The 16,368-nt window shown below is 59.7% G+C and carries 12 protein-coding genes and 2 pseudogenes; 6 read left to right on the top strand and 8 right to left on the bottom strand.

Features of this window, described 5'->3' with window-relative positions; all coding sequences use genetic code 11:
• Positions 1-24: 24 nt before the first annotated feature.
• The gene (locus CKW26_RS18215) at positions 25-654 is read left to right on the top strand and encodes a LysE family translocator (protein WP_095049598.1); all 630 of its coding nucleotides are present in this window, start codon (positions 25-27) and stop codon (positions 652-654) included.
• Here the strand turns inward: CKW26_RS18215 and CKW26_RS18210 are convergent.
• The 6 genes and pseudogenes from CKW26_RS18210 to CKW26_RS18185 all read right to left on the bottom strand — a co-directional run bounded on the left by CKW26_RS18210 (position 651) and on the right by CKW26_RS18185 (position 9,049).
• Positions 651-2,789, bottom strand: a complete 2,139-nt coding sequence (locus CKW26_RS18210; protein ID WP_095049597.1) for a hypothetical protein — start codon at positions 2,787-2,789, stop codon at positions 651-653. The two genes, CKW26_RS18215 and CKW26_RS18210, sit on opposite strands and share 4 nt — an antisense overlap.
• On the bottom strand, positions 2,776-3,960 hold the full coding sequence (locus CKW26_RS18205; RefSeq protein WP_095049596.1) for a DUF3142 domain-containing protein: 1,185 nt from the start codon (positions 3,958-3,960) through the stop codon (positions 2,776-2,778). Before CKW26_RS18205 ends, CKW26_RS18210 begins: the two co-directional genes overlap by 14 nt.
• Before the next feature lie 146 nt (positions 3,961-4,106).
• Positions 4,107-5,255, bottom strand: a pseudogene (locus CKW26_RS18200) (acyltransferase family protein); the annotation flags it as partial.
• The gene (locus tag CKW26_RS18195; RefSeq protein ID WP_095049594.1) at positions 5,245-6,174 is read right to left on the bottom strand and encodes a class I SAM-dependent methyltransferase; all 930 of its coding nucleotides are present in this window, start codon (positions 6,172-6,174) and stop codon (positions 5,245-5,247) included. The pseudogene CKW26_RS18200 and the gene CKW26_RS18195, both read right to left, overlap by 11 nt.
• Positions 6,171-7,475 (bottom strand): glycosyltransferase, encoded by a 1,305-nt coding sequence (locus tag CKW26_RS18190; protein ID WP_095049593.1) that lies wholly within the window; start codon positions 7,473-7,475, stop codon positions 6,171-6,173. Before CKW26_RS18190 ends, CKW26_RS18195 begins: the two co-directional genes overlap by 4 nt.
• Entirely contained in the window at positions 7,469-9,049 is a 1,581-nt protein-coding gene (locus tag CKW26_RS18185) for a glycosyltransferase (protein ID WP_256579907.1), read from the bottom strand. Before CKW26_RS18185 ends, CKW26_RS18190 begins: the two co-directional genes overlap by 7 nt.
• Before the next feature lie 415 nt (positions 9,050-9,464).
• Between CKW26_RS18185 and CKW26_RS30530 the strand changes: the two are divergent.
• The 5 genes and pseudogenes from CKW26_RS30530 to CKW26_RS18165 all read left to right on the top strand — a co-directional run.
• Positions 9,465-9,785, top strand: a pseudogene (locus CKW26_RS30530) (NAD-dependent epimerase/dehydratase family protein); the annotation flags it as partial.
• Complete coding sequence (locus CKW26_RS30525) at positions 9,765-9,968, top strand: hypothetical protein (RefSeq protein ID WP_371917968.1); 204 nt, start codon at positions 9,765-9,767, stop codon at positions 9,966-9,968. The pseudogene CKW26_RS30530 and the gene CKW26_RS30525, both read left to right, overlap by 21 nt.
• On the top strand, positions 9,969-10,766 hold the full coding sequence (locus CKW26_RS18175) for an ABC transporter permease (RefSeq protein WP_095049590.1): 798 nt from the start codon (positions 9,969-9,971) through the stop codon (positions 10,764-10,766).
• Positions 10,766-12,019 carry an ABC transporter ATP-binding protein gene (locus CKW26_RS18170; protein WP_095049589.1) on the top strand — a complete coding sequence of 418 codons (1,254 nt, stop codon included), beginning with the start codon at positions 10,766-10,768 and terminating at the stop codon, positions 12,017-12,019. The genes CKW26_RS18175 and CKW26_RS18170 overlap by 1 nt, the downstream gene beginning before the upstream one ends.
• Positions 12,016-13,380 carry a glycosyltransferase family 1 protein gene (locus CKW26_RS18165; RefSeq protein WP_095049588.1) on the top strand — a complete coding sequence of 455 codons (1,365 nt, stop codon included), beginning with the start codon at positions 12,016-12,018 and terminating at the stop codon, positions 13,378-13,380. Before CKW26_RS18170 ends, CKW26_RS18165 begins: the two co-directional genes overlap by 4 nt.
• 209 nt (positions 13,381-13,589) lie before the next feature.
• Here the strand turns inward: CKW26_RS18165 and CKW26_RS18160 are convergent, their stop codons facing one another.
• Both CKW26_RS18160 and CKW26_RS18155 read right to left on the bottom strand, forming a co-directional pair.
• Positions 13,590-15,620 (bottom strand): pyridoxamine 5'-phosphate oxidase family protein, encoded by a 2,031-nt coding sequence (locus CKW26_RS18160; RefSeq protein WP_095049587.1) that lies wholly within the window; start codon positions 15,618-15,620, stop codon positions 13,590-13,592.
• Between the two features lie 45 nt (positions 15,621-15,665).
• The gene (locus CKW26_RS18155) at positions 15,666-16,292 is read right to left on the bottom strand and encodes a glutathione S-transferase family protein (RefSeq protein ID WP_095049586.1); all 627 of its coding nucleotides are present in this window, start codon (positions 16,290-16,292) and stop codon (positions 15,666-15,668) included.
• Between the last annotated feature and the right edge of the window lie 76 nt (positions 16,293-16,368).

The raw sequence follows: 16,368 nt of genomic DNA, 5'->3' as shown, positions 1-16,368 counted from the left end.
AATCGACAACGAAAGGGCTGCAACATGGCGAGTCTCTGGCTGTTCTTCCTGGCATTGGCGGTGGTCTATCTGTTGCCCGGCCCGGACATGATCCTGCTGCTGCAAACCGGCGCTCGGCAGGGACGCGGCGCGGCGCTGGCCACCGCTGTCGGTCTGGGCATCGCCCGTGGTTGTCACGTGGCCCTGGCGGCGTTGGGGCTGGCGGCGTTGTTCAAAGCGGCGCCGTGGACGTTCGAGGTGGTGCGATTGGCGGGGGCGGCGTATCTGCTGTGGATCGGCATTCAATGCCTGCGCAGCACCCTGCTGCCGAACCTGAATACCGGTGAAGCTGACGACGCACACGGGCAATGGCGCGAAGCCGTCCGACGCGGTTTGCTGACCAACCTGCTCAATCCAAAAGCGCTGCTGTTCTGTTCGGTGTTGCTGCCGCAATTCATCGTCAATGACGGCGCACCAGTACTGAGCCAATTCGCCGTGCTCGGCGTGCTGCTGGTCGGCGTCGGCCTGCTGTTCGACAGCGCTTACGCGCTGACCGGCGCCGCGCTGGGTCGTTGGCTGCAACACAGTCCAACGGCCCAACGCGTACAACAATGGCTGTTCGGCAGCCTGTTGATCGGTTTCGCCGTGCGCCTGACGTTCATCCAGCAGGCTTAGCCTTTGCGGACCTTGCGCTGGCGACGGCTGATCAACAGCAACGCAGCACCCGTGACCAGCACAATCGCGCCGATCTGCACCGGCCATTTGTACGGCCGCAGCGACGAGCGCACAGCATCGGTTACCTGAGTGACATAACGCTTGTCGGCGTTTTCGAAATCCGGGTACGGGCACTGATTGCCGAAATCCACCGCCCACGGCACAAACGGACCTTCCTTGATGTAACGCTGATACAGCGCGCTCTGATCTTCCAGGCTACTGTTCCAGCCAGCGGCGTTGCACAGCACTGCGGCAAACGCCTGACTGGTGTGCGGCAGGTTGTCAGCGGCGCGCCCGGCCAGCGCGGTGGCGACGAAACGGTAGTGATAGCGCTGATCCGGTTTCGCTTCGCTGGCGACCTGACGTTGCACTTCGGCTTCGCTGACCAGCGGGCCGACTTTCAGCTCAGCGCTTTCCAGGCTGTAGTTGCCACCGAACGTGGCGTAGTCCGGCGCCATCTCGTAACCGAGAATATCCATGCCCCACTCACGCGCCGTCCACGCGGCGTTGTACAGCGCACTGGCGCGTTTGGTCGGCCACCACGCGGCATCGGCCTTCAGCCGTTGTTCGCCGTAGAGTCGGGCCTTGTTTTGCAGGTCGGGATTGTCGAAATAAGCCACCGCGTCGGCGTAATGCCCTTCGCGCAACAAGCGTCGACCAAGCAGATTGCGCAGGCTGGCGGCGACCGGCAGCGGCACGTAGTTGTCACGCTCCTGCTGGGTCAACGCCGGCGGCGCCGGGACGTTGTCGTCGACGTATTTTTTCAGTTCTTCGACCGTCAGCACGCGTTCGGCCACGGTCGCAGCGTCGAACCAATAGGTGCTGTTGCTGCGATACAACTGCACGAAGGCTTGCAGGTATTCGCCGCGCTGCAAGGCGAGAATCGCGCTTTCGCCCTCGACCCGGCACTTCGGCTGAACGGCTTCATACGCCCAGTCCGGGGTGCGCCGGTAACCCCAGTCTTCGCTCTGCGGGAAGGCCTGCGCGGCTTTCGAATAGGCGGCGGCCGCGGCATTTTTATCGCCGTCACGCACCGCCAGTTTCGCCCGTAGCCACCACGCCAATCCGTCGTCGCCGGCGTTCTCGAGAAAAGCCTTGGCCCCAGCGTAATCACCCTGTTGATAACTCATTGCCGCCAGACGATCAGCGTTGTCGAGGCTGCCACGGGTGCTGTTTTGCAGCAGCTTGACCAGTTTCTTCTCGTTCGGCGGCTCATCGCCAAACGACCAGCCTTGGCGGCTGACCAGCGATGCCGTGACCAGTTGCTGCACGGTTTTGTGTTGCAGCAGCTCGGCCAGTTCGGCCTCGGGCAACTCCGCCAGTTCATTCATCAATTGCTTGAGCGAGGTGTAACCCACGGCCGAACCGTGCAGATTCTGTGCTTCATACAATTCGATGGCGCCGCTCCAGTCGCCTGCCGAGCGCAACACCCGCGCCTCTTCACCGAGGCTGGCAACACCCAACTCCAGCGGATCGCTGAAACCGTCGATGCTCAGTTGCCGGGCCTGGCGGAACGCATCACGCGATTGTTCCAGCGCCTCGACCGCATCCCCTCCTTCGCTGCTCATCGCAAACCAGGTACGGCCCATCGAATACGCCGCCCACGTGCTGCGCAACGGACGCTGATCTGCCGGCAGCGCCAGCAGCTTGTTGAAATACTCGACGGCGAGTTGATGATCGCCTGTGGCAAACGCCACTGCACCGGCCACGTACAAACGGATTTCCGTCGGCAGACTGGCGCCCAGCACCTCGACCTGACGCGCATCGGTCAGGCCACGCAGTTGTTTGACCAACGCTTGCTGCTCGGCGCTCAGTCCGGCCTGCTCGGCCTTCTCCCGTGCCTCGGCGGCCGCGTTTTCCTCGCCGTACATATCGTTCGGATTGTGCGTTGCCGCGGTGACATTCTTCAGCCCGGCGATGGCTTTGCCGAGACGACTGAGTTCGAAGTTGAAGTTGCCCTCAGGCAGATCCGCGAGGGTTTGCCCGCGATTGTCGAGCAGGCGCATGGGGAAATCCGGTCCGCAGGCCAGCGCCGAACCCAGCGGCAGGCAGAGGCTCAGGCAGAGCAGATGGCGGGGCCAGTTACGGGTCAACATGCGAACCTCCTTGATCAATATTGGCGCAACGCGCCCAACCGATGGCGCGTTGCCCACCCGCCGGCAAACGGCCGTCGCGCAGGCGGGTGAAGGTAAGCAGATCCGGGCCTTGTTGCAACGAGTAACCGGCGAGCGCATCGGCGCCTTCACAGCTTTGCGCCTTCAAGGTGATTTGCGCAGGCCAGGCACTGTCGAGGTTACCGGGGTTTTCGAGTTTGATGTCGTAGAGACCGTCGTGTTCGCTGAACGTCACGCCGAGCTGGCTGACGAGTTGATCACCCCGGGCCACCGCGCGCAGGGTGGTCAGGCTCCATGCGCGGCGGTCATTAGCCAGCGGCAGGCGAAACCAGATCAATCCGGCCAGATGCGCCGGCGGGTCTTCGCGCAAGGCCTTGCCGAGTTGGCTCAATTGCAGCGGATCAGCCAGCAACTCGCGGCGCTCACCATCCCGTTCAAGTTGCACCTCGCTCTCCACCACCGGCGCCCCGCCGTCATCCGGCAGCAGCGCCACGCCGTAAGCCGGCAGCGCGAGATAGAACGGTTTTTCGGTGATGCGCGCCCAGGCCTTGGCCCATTTCAACGCCTGATCAGGATCGAACAAACCCCGGCGTGGATCGCTGACGGCATGCACTTGCAGCACGCTGCTGTCGACGGTTTGCAGAAGTTCGGGCAATTGCACACTGCCGAGCCAGGCCGGTAGTGCCGTGATGCTCAAGGGCAGATTCGTCGGTAAGGCCGAGCGCAGATGTCTGAGAAATTCAGCATACGCCGGTAACCGCGCATTGCCCGCGTCGTGATCGATTTCGACACCGTTCAATGTCAGGCCTTGTGTTTGCCAATCGGCGAGCACCTGCAGAATCTGCGCGGTGACCTGATCCTGATCCAGCGACTTGAGTTGGCCGTCGAGACGAATCACCGCAATCAACGGACGACCATCGGCTTTCAATAAGTGCGCATCGATCCGCGCCCGACTCCATCCCGCGTTCGGAAAGGCCTGCAGCGCCAGCACCCGCAGCGTCGAGAAGTCATCGCGGCTGTCATGTAGCGCTGCCGTGTGGGCCGGAGTCCACTGACGTTGCCAGATATAGAGGTGTTGGTCGAGGGATGGCGCGTCCTGCTGCTTGCAAGCAGACAGCACGATCAAAGCAAACAGACCGACGATAAACCGCATACCTTCCAGATCCCTGACACCACAAGGCTGCAAGGTTACACAAATCCGCGTGGGGGCGAGCCTGATCGCGAAGGCGGTGTATTAGCCGAAAGCTGTGTGACTGACCCGGCCTCTTCGCGAGGAGGCTCGCTCCCACACGTCGATCCAGAGGTCACTTCAGAAGGCGCTACCTTCGCTCGGGACGTTGCGAGGCGTTTCACCAGTGCGGTGCCACGGTCGCGCATCGGCATTTCGATGAAGCGATAATTCAGTTCGCTGAGCAATACGATCAGACCGAATGCCAACAGCAAGGTAACGATCGGGTGTCCCGCCGGGCTCGGCAGTCCTGCTCCCTGCAAACGGAAAATCACTTCGCGCACCAGGAAGTACGCCGGAATGTGGATCAGGTAGATGCCGTAGGAACGACTGCCCACCCACGCCATCAACCGCTGCAAGCGTCCGGCCGGCAACAGATAATCCCGGTTGTAGGAGGCGATCCACACCAACAAGGCACTGAGTATCGCGATAGCGCCGATGCGATAGTGACTGGCAGAAAAAGGGTCGGTGGCCAGGTAACTCATCAGTAATCCGATGACGATCAGTGCTGAAGTCCCGACCCAGGGACGCCGCAGAAAAGTCGGTTGAAAGCGTTGATAGCTCGGTTGAACACTCCACATTGCCAATAACACGCCAAGGGCAAGCGCGTCGGTTCGCACGACCATCAGCAACGGCGTACGCACCAGCAACAGTTGCACGGCCACCAGCGCCAGCAATACCCACACCAGGTGTTTGCGACAGAGCAGAATCAGCAGCGGAAACAGCAGGTAGAACTGTTCCTCCAGCGCCAGACTCCAGTAGACGAAACTGCTGCCGTACTCATAACGAAAGAAGGCGTCGGCAAAGCGGAAATTGGCGTACTGCAATACCCCCGCGAGCGTGGCCTGCAGGTTGGCCTGTACCGTTCCGAATGCCCCGGAGCGGTTGAAAAACATGCACAGCAATAACACCAGTGCCAGCCATAACCAGGCCGATGGCAACAGGCGAAAGACTCGACGCAACCAGAAGTTACGCGTTTGCTCCCAGCACTCCTGACGGTTGCTGCAACCGCGCAGCGCAGGAATCAGACTACGGGCGATGACAAATCCGGAAATCGCGAAAAAAAGATCGACCCCCCACCACGGCTGCGCCCAGGCGTGAATGGATTCGAGCAGCGGCACAGGATCCTGGAACAGATTGCCGGACAGGTGATGAAACAGCACCCCGAGCACTGCAATGGCGCGCAGCACCTCGATATCCATGATGCGTTTACTGATCATCCGGTCTCCCCGCATCCAGTGGTTTACGGGCAATGATCACCTGGCTCTTGGGCATGAACTGGTCGAGGATCTGTTTGATCGCAAGCCCGTCGGGCCGGTCGAGCATCTCTTCCCAGGTTCTCGCCCACCCGCCCATCAAATGCGGGAACGGTGCCTGAATGCGATCGCGCACCGCACCGCCCGGATCCTTGCCGGCAGCCTTTTCGCTGGCCCAGAAGAAAATCATCCCCATCACCCAGAAGAACCCGGTGGCTTGCCGATGTTCGATGACCAACCCGGCATCCTCGACCATCGCCTCGAAGCGCTCCGGGGTGAAAATCTGTACATGATTGGGAGACTGGTAATAACTCGCAGGGGCGATGCCTTTCTGCAAATGCTCGCCAACCGGTGCCGGCACACTGAGCAGATACAACGCACCGGGCCGCCCCATACGCGCCAGTTCGGCCATGAACGACTCAGGCTCGTCGACGTGCTCCAACACCTCCATACACACCACTCGGCTCGCGCAACCGTCCGCCAGAGGCAAGGGCAAGCTGTTGCTGACCAGCCCCAGACTCGGCCTGGAACTCTTAGCTTCAACCTGACGCGCCAGCTCGCTCACTTTGTCGTGCTCACTGTCGGTGAAGATCACCGATGCGCCCTGACGTACCGCAAACAAAGTCGCGGCACCCTCGCCACAACCGACATCAAGCAAGGTGTCTTCAGGCGTTATGGCGAAGCCCTTGAGCAATTCGCCGCTGTCATTGAGAAACCAGCCGTCCAGAACCGCATCACGCAAACCGACGTCGCGCGGCGACCAGGTGAACAAGGGCTCCGGTTCGGATTCAGGTGTCGGATCAACCACGGGTTCGTCGACGGGTTCAACGGCTTGCGGCGCTTGCGGCTCGGCTAAAAATCGCTGGAACAATCGACGTATCATGCTCCGGCAGCCTCCATGGCAAGTTCAGCGCGGCGCTCGAACAGTTGCGCAAAAAATGCCTGCAAGCGCTGTTCAGCCACAGCCTGACTGCAAAACCCTCGCAGACTCTCCACGGCTTGCGCCGAAAGGTGCGCGTAACGCTGCGGATCGTTTTTGGCCACCGCGTAGCTGGCTCGGTAGGCCGCGCAAATCGACGCCCAATTGGCCGCGTAGCGCAGGGTCCGGTAGGCCGAGCGCGGATCGTGCGGCCAGGCCGTAAACTCCTCGGTCGCCTCGATCAGAAACGCGTTATCGATATTGAGATAGTCGATCATCGCCGTCGTGCACGGCGCCACGGCCGGTTTGCCGCAAGACATGAACTCCATCAGCGGCAGGCACTGGCCTTCGCCGTAGGACGTATTGACGACGTAACGGGTCGCCTGCACCAGCCGTTCGTAATCCGCGTCCGCCAGATAGCCATAGACCAGCACGATACGGCAGCGATAAGGCTGGTTTTTGTAGAGGTGATGAAGGATATCGGTGAGCGCCTCTTCGGCATCGTGGTGAGTGAGTTTGAGCACCAGCGTTGCGTCATCGTTCTCGCGAAAAGTCGCACAGAAGGCACTGATCATGTCCTCCCAGTTCTTGCGGCCGTCGCGCGGATTGAACACCGAGGTGTAGACCACGCCTTCGAGCAACAACGTCTGCTCGGTGACCGGTGCGAGGAAGTCGATACCCGGGCCACTGCGCAGATGAACCGGACCAAAGGCATCCAGATCGACCTCACGGCTGTCGACCACCAGCCCTTTGATCGTCAAACGTACCGAATCGACCACAGGTTGCCCCTGCAACTGAACGCCACGCGCGGCGAATCGATCCCAGACCGGGGCGGGTACGGCAACAATCGGGTAACCGATGCTCATCGCTTCGCGCACCGCATCGACCGTGTAACTGGAATGGGTGATCGCGGCACCGCAGGCCTTGAGTGCAGTGCGCCAGTCGTTCAACGGATCGCCGGCAAATGGCTCGTTGGGGATGGTGCTGAATTCCCAGGCAAAGACAGGCAACGTCGGGCAGGCCAGATGCACCGGAGTGCGGTGCGGTGGCGAGAACGAGAGAAATACACACGGCTCGTCACGGGACTGGCAGTCGGCGTACAACGCATCGACTTCAGTGTTCGGGTCCATGACCTCGATCACCCGCCCGAGTCGCTCCAGGACCGGCCGATACTCCTTGAGAACGAAGTAATAGCTGTACTCCGAACGCCCGAGGTTACGGCTGATGGTGTGCTGGTTGGTTTCCGAATGGATGATGATCAGCATGAGGCGTTATCCGTAATCGGGGCAACGTTGTCGACCGGTGATGCCAGCCCGAAAAAATCGGCGACACGCTTTTGCAACGCCGGTTGCGCGCAGTAATCGTGCATGCGTTCGATCGCCGCCAGCGACATGCGCTGATACTCCTGGGGTTGTGTCTTGGCCATCCGATAGCTGTTTTCGTAGGCCTTCTTCAATGACCCCCAGTCCGGTCGATGCCGTTGTGCGCGAAACAGCATTCGCGGGTCATGGGGCCAGGTGCAAGCCTCTACGCTGGAGCCGACCACGAACGCCACAGACTCATCGATATAATCCTGCATCGCCGTGTGATCGGGAGCGATCACCGGTTTGCCGCTCGCCATGAACTCCATCAGCGGCAGGCACAGGCCTTCGCAATGCGAAGCGTTGACGTAAAAATTTGCGGACTGGTAAAGCCGTGCGTATTCGGCATCGTCCAGATAGCCGTGAATCATCACGACCCGGCAGGAGAATGGTGCCAGTTGCGCCAGCGGTGTCATCAAGTGTGCGTACACCGCCGCCAGATCACTCTGGGTAAATTTCATCACCAGTGTGGCGTCGGGGGTGTCACGAAACGCCGCGCAAAAGGCCGTCAGGATCTGTAGCCAGTTCTTGCGCCCGTCATCGGGGCGGAACACCGTCACGTAGACCACACCGTCCACACGGGTTTGCACCGTTAATGAACTGTCCGGCATATCTCGCGGTGGCGGTTGGACGGCTACCGGTAAAGGCTGTGGGCCTGCGATGTTTGGCAGACGTTTGCCGAGCCAGTCATGCAAAGTCTCTGGAACCAGATCGCGAATCCCTTCCCAGTACCAGTTCTGCAGAAACCTCACGCGTGGCACTGGCGGCTCCTGCTCGTGGCCCAGATTCAGCAACCACAACCGCAGGAAATGTCGGGCAATGATAAAGCGCCGCTTCAAGGTCAGCGGTGGTGGACGCAAGGCCTCCAGCTGTGCCTCGATTTCGGCCAGCTCTTCGGGGGTCAGCGGCTCGGGCAGCAGATTATCCGGATGCAGGTTCATTTGGCGAGAATCAAAGATGCAACCTTTGACCGTCAATGTCGTACCCGCATTGACCGGCGCGCTAACGTGTTGCTCACGAATCGCTGCAAAGTGCTCCCACAGCGGGGCTGGCAAGACCAACACCGGAAAGTCTTCGCCCATGGTGCGCTGGATCACTCGGGCGGTGTAGCTGGACAGTGTGATCACGCGGCCATGTTTGGCCAGCATGCGCGTCCAGTCCTGGCGTGGATCGTTGCCCCACTGCTCGTTGGGGATGGAGTCGTACTCCCACGTCACAACACAAACGGTCGGGCATTGGAGATCGGTCAGGGTTTTCTGCGCCCGGGTGAACGAGAGGAAAACACTCTCCTGGCCAGCGGCGAGCAACTGTCGGTAGAGCGGATCTACCTCTGTCACAGCACTGACCACGTGCACTCGCCCGAGCGTTTCGAGCAACGGCACATAGGCCTTCAGCACAAAGTAGTGACTGGCATCGGGATGCCCAAGATTCTGGCTGATTGAACTGTCGTTGATGTCCGAATAAAGAATGAAATTCATGGCATTCCACAATGAAACTGCCATCCCGGCAGCCTCACACTATGACGGCAAAGCGTTGGATCGGATCAATATCCGTCCTCCGTCTTCGGTCCCGTCTTGTTCTTGTTTTAGTGGTCAGTTTCACCTTTTTTCACGACGATGCCGACGAGCCCGGCCAATCGTGACAAGGCGCATTCTAAACACATCCGCGAAGGGTTCGTGAACCGCCCGGCGAGAATTAATCGACTACGCTGACGAGAACTGACCGGTCACGGTTTGCCCTGTTGAAATTGCTGCGCAATTGGCACAGATTGGTCACAAACAACTACAACAACTGACTTCGCCTGCCTTTCACCCGGTTTTTCTTTCGGTCTGACAGACTTTTCCTCAAGGCCTGTGGGAAGGAGGCGCAAGTTCAAGACCAAGGGGTCGCTGTTTGAAAAAGCGTCTGTTCGTCACGGATCCGAGTGGATGCGTTGGACAACATATCCGGTCGCGTCTGGCATCGTCGGGTTGGTCGTGGGATTTGCTGCCTGCCGCGTCGACCTGCGAACTTATCCATTCGCTTAGCCACACCAATCTGTGGTCGCCACTGCCTGACGCAGTCATTCAATTGGCCGGGCAGCCCCTCGCCTCCGAAGCCTTCCGCGATCCGGCACGTACGCCCGAGATCAATCTGCTCGGTACGCTCACCCTGTTACAGCGCCCCAAAACGCGCGGCCGTGCCGGCACATTCCTGCCTGCCAGTTCCGCTGACGCCTGCGTCCAGAACGGCTCATATCTGGCCAATTCCAAATCGACCTTCATCGCCGCCGGCCACAAGCATCGCCAGGAAAACTCCCATGTGATCGGTGTATCGAGCATAGGAATACGAGGCGGCGAATACCGGGGAGAGGACAACGTCGTCCGCTTCAAAAAACCATACAGCAGGACGACTTAAATGCTGCTTTCCGTTTATCGATCACTGCATGACTACCGAGGTTTCATCCTCGGCAGCGTGCAGAGAGAGTTCCAGGCGCGTTATCGCAATTCACTGTTCGGCGCCCTGTGGCCGATCTTCAATCCGCTGTCGATGATCGTCATCTACACCGTGATCTTTTCCCACATCATGCACACCCGCTTACCGGGCGTGGACGACAGCATGGCCTACAGCATTTATCTATGCGCAGGTCTACTGGCGTGGGGGCTGTTTGCCGAAATCACGCTGCGCAGCCAGAACATGTTTCTGGACAACGCGAATCTGCTGAAGAAGATCAGTTTTCCGAAGGTCTGTTTGCCGGTGATCGTGCTACTCAATGCGGCGATAAATTTCGCCATCATCATCGGCTTGTTTCTGGGTTTTCTGCTCATTACCGGACGCTGGCCGGGTATGGCATTGCTGGCGCTGGTACCACTGGTTGCCCTGCAAATGATGCTCTGCGCAGGACTCGGCATGATGTTGGGCGTACTCAACGTATTCTTCCGCGATGTCGGCCAACTGTTCGGTATCTGTCTCCAGTTCTGGTTCTGGCTGACCCCGATCATTTACCCCATCACCATATTGCCGGAGCGGCTGCAGAGCCTGCTGCAATTCAACCCTCTGACCAGCCTGATGGCTAGCTACCAGAATGTGTTCGTGTACGGACAATGGCCAATCTGGAGTTCGCTGCTTCCGACCTTCGTGATTGGCGCCGCGTTCTGCGCAATCGGTCTGTGTCTGTTTCGCCGTCAGGTCGGTGCAATGGAGGATGAGCTCTGATGGGACATATTCGTGTGACCGGGCTAGGTAAAGCCTTCAAGCAATACCCCAGTCGCTGGAGCCGTCTGGCCGAATGGATGACTCCTTTTTCAACGCTTCATCACCGCCAGCATTGGGTACTCAAGGACCTCACGTTCGAGATTCCTGCCGGCCAAGCCGTGGGCATCGTCGGGGTTAATGGCGCTGGCAAGAGTACGCTGCTGAAGATGATCACCGGCACCAATCGCCAGACTTGCGGCACCATTGAGCTTTCGGGTCGGGTGGCTGCACTACTTGAGCTGGGCATGGGATTTCACCCAGACTTTACTGGCCGGCAAAACGCTGTGATGGCTGGGCAGTTGCTCGGCTTGCATCTCGAGGAAATCAACGCATTGATGCCACAGATCGAGAGCTTCGCTGAAATCGGCGAGGCGATTGATCATCCAGTGCGCACCTACTCCAGTGGCATGCAGATGCGGCTGGCGTTCAGCGTCGCCACCGCACGCCGACCCGATATTCTGATCGTCGACGAAGCGTTGTCCGTGGGCGATGCCTACTTCCAGCATAAGAGTTTTGAACGCATCCGCGGCTTCCGCGCGGCCGGCACCACCCTGCTGATCGTGTCCCACGACCGCTCGGCGATTCAATCGATCTGCGATTCGGCGATTCTGCTCGATGGTGGCCGCATGGCCATGCACGACACGCCCGAAGCAGTGATGGATTACTACAACGCCTTGCTCGCTGAACGTGAGGGCCAGACCGTTCGCCAGGAAATACTCAGCGGCGGCCAGGTACAAACTGTGTCGGGCACCGGTGAAGCCGGCATTCTGCGCGTGCGCCTGCTGGATGAATCCGACCGTTCCATCGAAGTCGCCGAAGTCGGCCAACCCGTAGTACTGGCAGTGGATGTCGAAGTGCGTCAGGACCTCGAACGTCTGGTACTGGGGTTCATGATCAAGGATCGCCTCGGCCAGCCCATGTACGGCATCAACACCCATCGCCAGAACCAGGCACTGGAAAACGTGCGGGCCGGCGAGCGCATCACCTATCGCTTCGCGTTTGTCATGGGGCTGGGCAAAGGCAACTACTCCGTGGCCCTTAGCCTGTCGCGGCTCGACTCGCACCTGGACCGCAATTACGAATGGCGGGATCTTGGTCTGGTGTTTCATGTCATCAACAATCGACGCGAAGATTTCGTTGGTTGCTCGTGGCTCAATGCTCAGACCACGATCAACCGGCATACCGAAGTCAGCCTGCTCGAGCGCACACCATGAACCGCTTGCTAGTGGAATGCACCCATGTGTTTAAACACCCGATGGTCAACTCGGGTATTCAGCGTGTAGTGCGAAACGTCATTAATCAATTGCCCGCCAGCACCGAAGGCATCGAATGCATGCCGGTGGTGTTGCTCAATGGCCAACTCTATCGCGTGCTGCAACTCGCACCGCTCAATACGCCATTCTTCAATAAACTTGAAAACTTCGGAGAACGCCTGGAGCGCCTGGCCCATCGCCTCTGCCAATGGCATGAGCGGCGCGATGCACAATGCACCTCGAAACTGACGCGACGGATTTTGTATGTCGGCTACCGGCTGACCAGCTTCGGCGCGTTCGGCCTGCAACTGCGCCTGATTCGACGGATCAATCGCTCGCAATTGCTTAAACGTTGCACCCCGCTCCAACACCAGCCGGGGGATCAACTGCTGTTGCTGGACTCGTCCTGGCACTCGGACTTTTTCGCCCAGGTCGAGCGAATCAAACGCGACGGCGTCGGTGTGATTGCGGTGATCTACGACCTCATTCCGCTGACTCATCCACAGTTTTACGAATCCCGGCTGGTTGGGGTTTTCAGCGAGTGGTTCGACTGGATCACCCGCACGGCCGATGGCTACATGGCGATTTCCGCAACGGTACGCGATCAACTGCGTGAGGAGTTGAAGTACCGAATCGGTACCGAACGGACCGACAAATGTTGGTTCGATTTTTTTCACCTTGGCTCCGAACTTGATCTGCGAAACACCGAAGGAACCGTCGAGCCGCGCCTGAAGAAGTTGTTTATGACAACCGATCCGGTGTTCCTGATGGTGAGCACCATTGAGCCGCGCAAGAACCATGCGTATCTGCTCGACGCCTTAGAACGCGCCTGGGCCGCCGGTTCCACGGCACGGTTGTGTATCGCCGGGCAGGTCGGCTGGAAGTGCGATGCCCTGCTTGCCCGTGTGAGCAATCATCCAGAGCTCAACCGGCGCCTGTTCATGTTCAACGACCTCAGCGACACCAGCCTCGAACATGCCTACGCCCACGCCAGCGCGTTGGTGTTCCCCTCGTTCGTTGAAGGCTTTGGTTTGCCGCTGGTGGAAGCCATGCAACGCGGCCTGCCGGCGATGGGCAGCGATATTGCAGTGTTCCGCGAAATTGCCGGCGAGTTCATGGCGTATTTCGACTTGCAGGATCCGCAAAGCCTTGCCGACCTGATCAATGGCTTCCAACGCAGCGGGAAGTTCCCCGCCGCCCGCAATATTGCCGACTGGCAGTGGATCAATTGGCGTGAGGCCAGCCTGCAACTGGTCGAACGCAGCGTGCGAAATATCGTGGGAGCTCGTGCGAAGCCAACAAGACGCCGAGCACGGGCATAGGCCATTACGGAGACGAACTGCTCAACTCCTCTCGCAGCGAAGCCGTCGGCGAAAGCGTCGCTCCCCGACTGATGCCGGGATTCAACGCTGGCGGAAGCTGCCTGCAAGGCTATCGGCAATTGATGCCACTGCTGCGACAGATTCCAGATGCCTGTCAGTGGTGAAAACGACTGATTCGAAATCCGCAAAAATTCGTCGCAGGAAAGTAGCTACAGATCCAGTACCAGTGGCTGATTGCTTTGCGCCGGAACTGCGCAGCAAATCAGCACATGCCCCGCTTCCGGAATATCCGCCGGCACCTGTGGATAATTCACCGCACCACTGACCAGCCGGGTCTTGCAGGTACCGCACGAACCACCGCGGCAACTGAACTCCGGACGCAATCCGCGGCTTTCCGCCAACTCCAGCAAACTGCCGCCATCGGGTTGCCAACGTGCCTCTTTCGCCGAGCGCTCAAACACCACCGGCACCGACGTGGCTGCTGCGGGCGGTTGCTCGATCACAATCGCATCCGGATCGGCCTGACGTTTCAGCGTCGACGGGCCAAAGGTTTCCGCGTGAATCTGCGCGTCGCGCACATCCAGTTCGCGCAGGGTGTCGTACAACCCTTGGGTAAAACCACCAGGGCCACAGAGCACAAAGTCGAGCTGATCGAAATCCTCGGCCTCCAGCAGGTTGCTCAGCACCGCGCCGTCGATGCGCCCATGCACATCGAAATCCTCGCCCTCTTGCAGATCGGCTTCCGGCTGGCTGAGCAAACGCAGCACTCGTACAGAATCGCCTGCGGTTTCGAGCAAACGATCCAGCTCCTTTCGAAATGGCTGATCCGCCAGACTGCGCGAACTCTGCAGCAACAACGTCGGACGAATCCCCCGCGTGCGCAAGCCCTGGTACACAACCTCGCGCAACATCGACAGCAACGGCGTGATGCCGACCCCGGCAGCCAGCAGCACCAACGGTCGCTGTTCCAGCGGCGCCACGGTGAAATGCCCCTGCGGCGCCCGCGCCTCGAGCACATCACCAACGCGAATCTGCTCATGCAGGTGCGAGGAAATCAGCCCTTCGCGCTTCACGCTGATCCGGTAGAAACCATCCGATGGCGCACTCGAAAGACTGTAGGTGCGGATATGCACCTCGCCATCAATAGTGAAACGCACTGGCAAATGCTGACCCGCGAGAAACACTGGCAACCCGGCGCCATCGGTTGGCTCCAGATAGATTGAACGGATGCTGCGACTTTCTGCTTCGATCTTCGCCACGCGCAACGGCCGCCATTGATTACCCAGTGCCTGCGCCTGCAAACGCGCGTCCGCCTCGGCCCAATTGCCGGTCAGCAGGCTGGTCGGCGACATGCCGTCGAAGCGCCAGCGTAACGCCAGAGCGGCCGGACGCCGCACCAGTTTTTCCACCTCAAATGTCCACAGCCGTTCCGCACCTTGAAAGGCTTCGATCTGCGGGTCATCGAGAAGGATCTCGGTACGCCCGCTGAGTTGCAGCAGATCACCTGTGGAAAAGTCGATGAACAGCAAGCCGGCCTTGGGATTGAGCAGCAGATTGCCGAGGGTGTTGAAATGCAGATTGCCGGCAAAGTCAGGGATGGTAAGACGATTGCCTTTCACACGGACGAAACCGGCCTGGCCACCCCGGTGGGAAACATCCACCGCACGCTGGCCGTCGACATCCACATAACTGGCAACAAAAAACGTATCGGCGCCAGTGATCAGCGCAACGGCCGCGTCATCGAGGCCGTGTAGATGCTCAGCCGGGCGTGTCTGCGGATCCGTCAGCGGCACCCGCTGAAACTGACGCAGTTGAATGTATTGCGGGCAGTTGCCGAAGGCCTGATCCACGCTTACTTCAAAACCATCAGCGCTCAGATTGCCGACATGGCCGTTGAGGCGATTGCGCCGGCGGGTATGCAATTCGATGCCGAGTAAACCGATCGGCTCGCCATTGCGCAGTTGCGCCGGGTCATCGGCAGCAGGCTGGCTGGCGAAATGCAAATGCTCGGGATCCGGCGAACGGGCAAACCCCGGCGCACCTTCGAGCACACTGGCCCACGGCATCCCCTGCGCATCGACTGCGCCGTACAGCATGAAGGGCAGTTGCTGATAGAACTCACGGTGCTGATCCGGCATCCAGGTGCGAATCACCTTACGCCCGAAGGCTTCCATACGATCGGCAACGCCGACATGGGCCTGCAATTGCTGTTCGCCAGCGTGCCACGGTGAACGTTCCATCACGACCTCTCCCCTGCACCGTCGGCGCAGTGTCGATTGCGAAAATCAGGCAGTGGTTTGCAGACCGGCAACCGTACGCGGCATGCCGACGAAACCAGGCAAGGCTTCAACCCGCGCCAGCCAGGCGCGGACGTTGCCGTAATCGTCCAGTGACACGTTGCCTTCCGGTGCGTGGGCGATGTAACTGTAGGCAGAAACGTCGGCAATGGTCGGTTCGTCGCCGGCCAGGTACGCGGTTTTGCCCAACTCGATGTCCATCACGTTGAGCAGGTTGTGCGCCCGGGTGATTGCCTCGTCCGCATTCAGTTGTGCGCCAAACACCGTGACCAGTCGCGCTGCAGCGGGCCCGAAAGCGATCGGTCCGGCGGCGGCCGACAACCAGCGCTGCACACGTGCGGCGCCGACAGGATCCGTTGGCAACCAACGGCCGTTGCCGTATTTCTGCGCCAGGTACACCAGAATCGCGTTGGAGTCGGCCAGCACCACACCGTCGTCATCGATGGCCGGCACCTGGCCGAAACTGTTGATCGCCAGATACGCCGGCTGCTTGTGCTCACCTTTGGCCAGATCGACGAAGATCAGCTCGGTCGGCAGTTGCAACAGGGACAACATCAGCTCGACACGGTGGGCGTGGCCGGAACGTGGAAAGTTGTAGAGTTTGATCGCTTGCATGGTCGACTCCGCTGAACAGTGGCGCCGCTGCGAGGATGAGAGCGCCGATGGAGGCCATCTTGCGCTGATCGCGAAA

It is taken from the genome of Pseudomonas sp. Irchel s3h9 (assembly GCF_900187475.1).
Lineage (GTDB): Bacteria > Pseudomonadota > Gammaproteobacteria > Pseudomonadales > Pseudomonadaceae > Aquipseudomonas > Aquipseudomonas neuropathica.
The sequence above is the reverse complement of the archived record's forward strand: the minus strand, read 5'-3'. Positions and strand labels throughout refer to the sequence as shown.

Coding starts and splice junctions, on each gene's coding strand:
- CKW26_RS18215 (WP_095049598.1), top strand. CDS start 25: ATGGCGAGTCTCTGGCTGTTCTTCCTGGCATTGGCGGTGGTCTATCTG.
- CKW26_RS18210 (WP_095049597.1), bottom strand. CDS start 2,789: ATGTTGACCCGTAACTGGCCCCGCCATCTGCTCTGCCTGAGCCTCTGC.
- CKW26_RS18205 (WP_095049596.1), bottom strand. CDS start 3,960: ATGCGGTTTATCGTCGGTCTGTTTGCTTTGATCGTGCTGTCTGCTTGC.
- CKW26_RS18195 (WP_095049594.1), bottom strand. CDS start 6,174: ATGATACGTCGATTGTTCCAGCGATTTTTAGCCGAGCCGCAAGCGCCG.
- CKW26_RS18190 (WP_095049593.1), bottom strand. CDS start 7,475: ATGCTGATCATCATCCATTCGGAAACCAACCAGCACACCATCAGCCGT.
- CKW26_RS18185 (WP_256579907.1), bottom strand. CDS start 9,049: ATGAATTTCATTCTTTATTCGGACATCAACGACAGTTCAATCAGCCAG.
- CKW26_RS18175 (WP_095049590.1), top strand. CDS start 9,969: ATGCTGCTTTCCGTTTATCGATCACTGCATGACTACCGAGGTTTCATC.
- CKW26_RS18170 (WP_095049589.1), top strand. CDS start 10,766: ATGGGACATATTCGTGTGACCGGGCTAGGTAAAGCCTTCAAGCAATAC.
- CKW26_RS18165 (WP_095049588.1), top strand. CDS start 12,016: ATGAACCGCTTGCTAGTGGAATGCACCCATGTGTTTAAACACCCGATG.
- CKW26_RS18160 (WP_095049587.1), bottom strand. CDS start 15,620: ATGGAACGTTCACCGTGGCACGCTGGCGAACAGCAATTGCAGGCCCAT.
- CKW26_RS18155 (WP_095049586.1), bottom strand. CDS start 16,292: ATGCAAGCGATCAAACTCTACAACTTTCCACGTTCCGGCCACGCCCAC.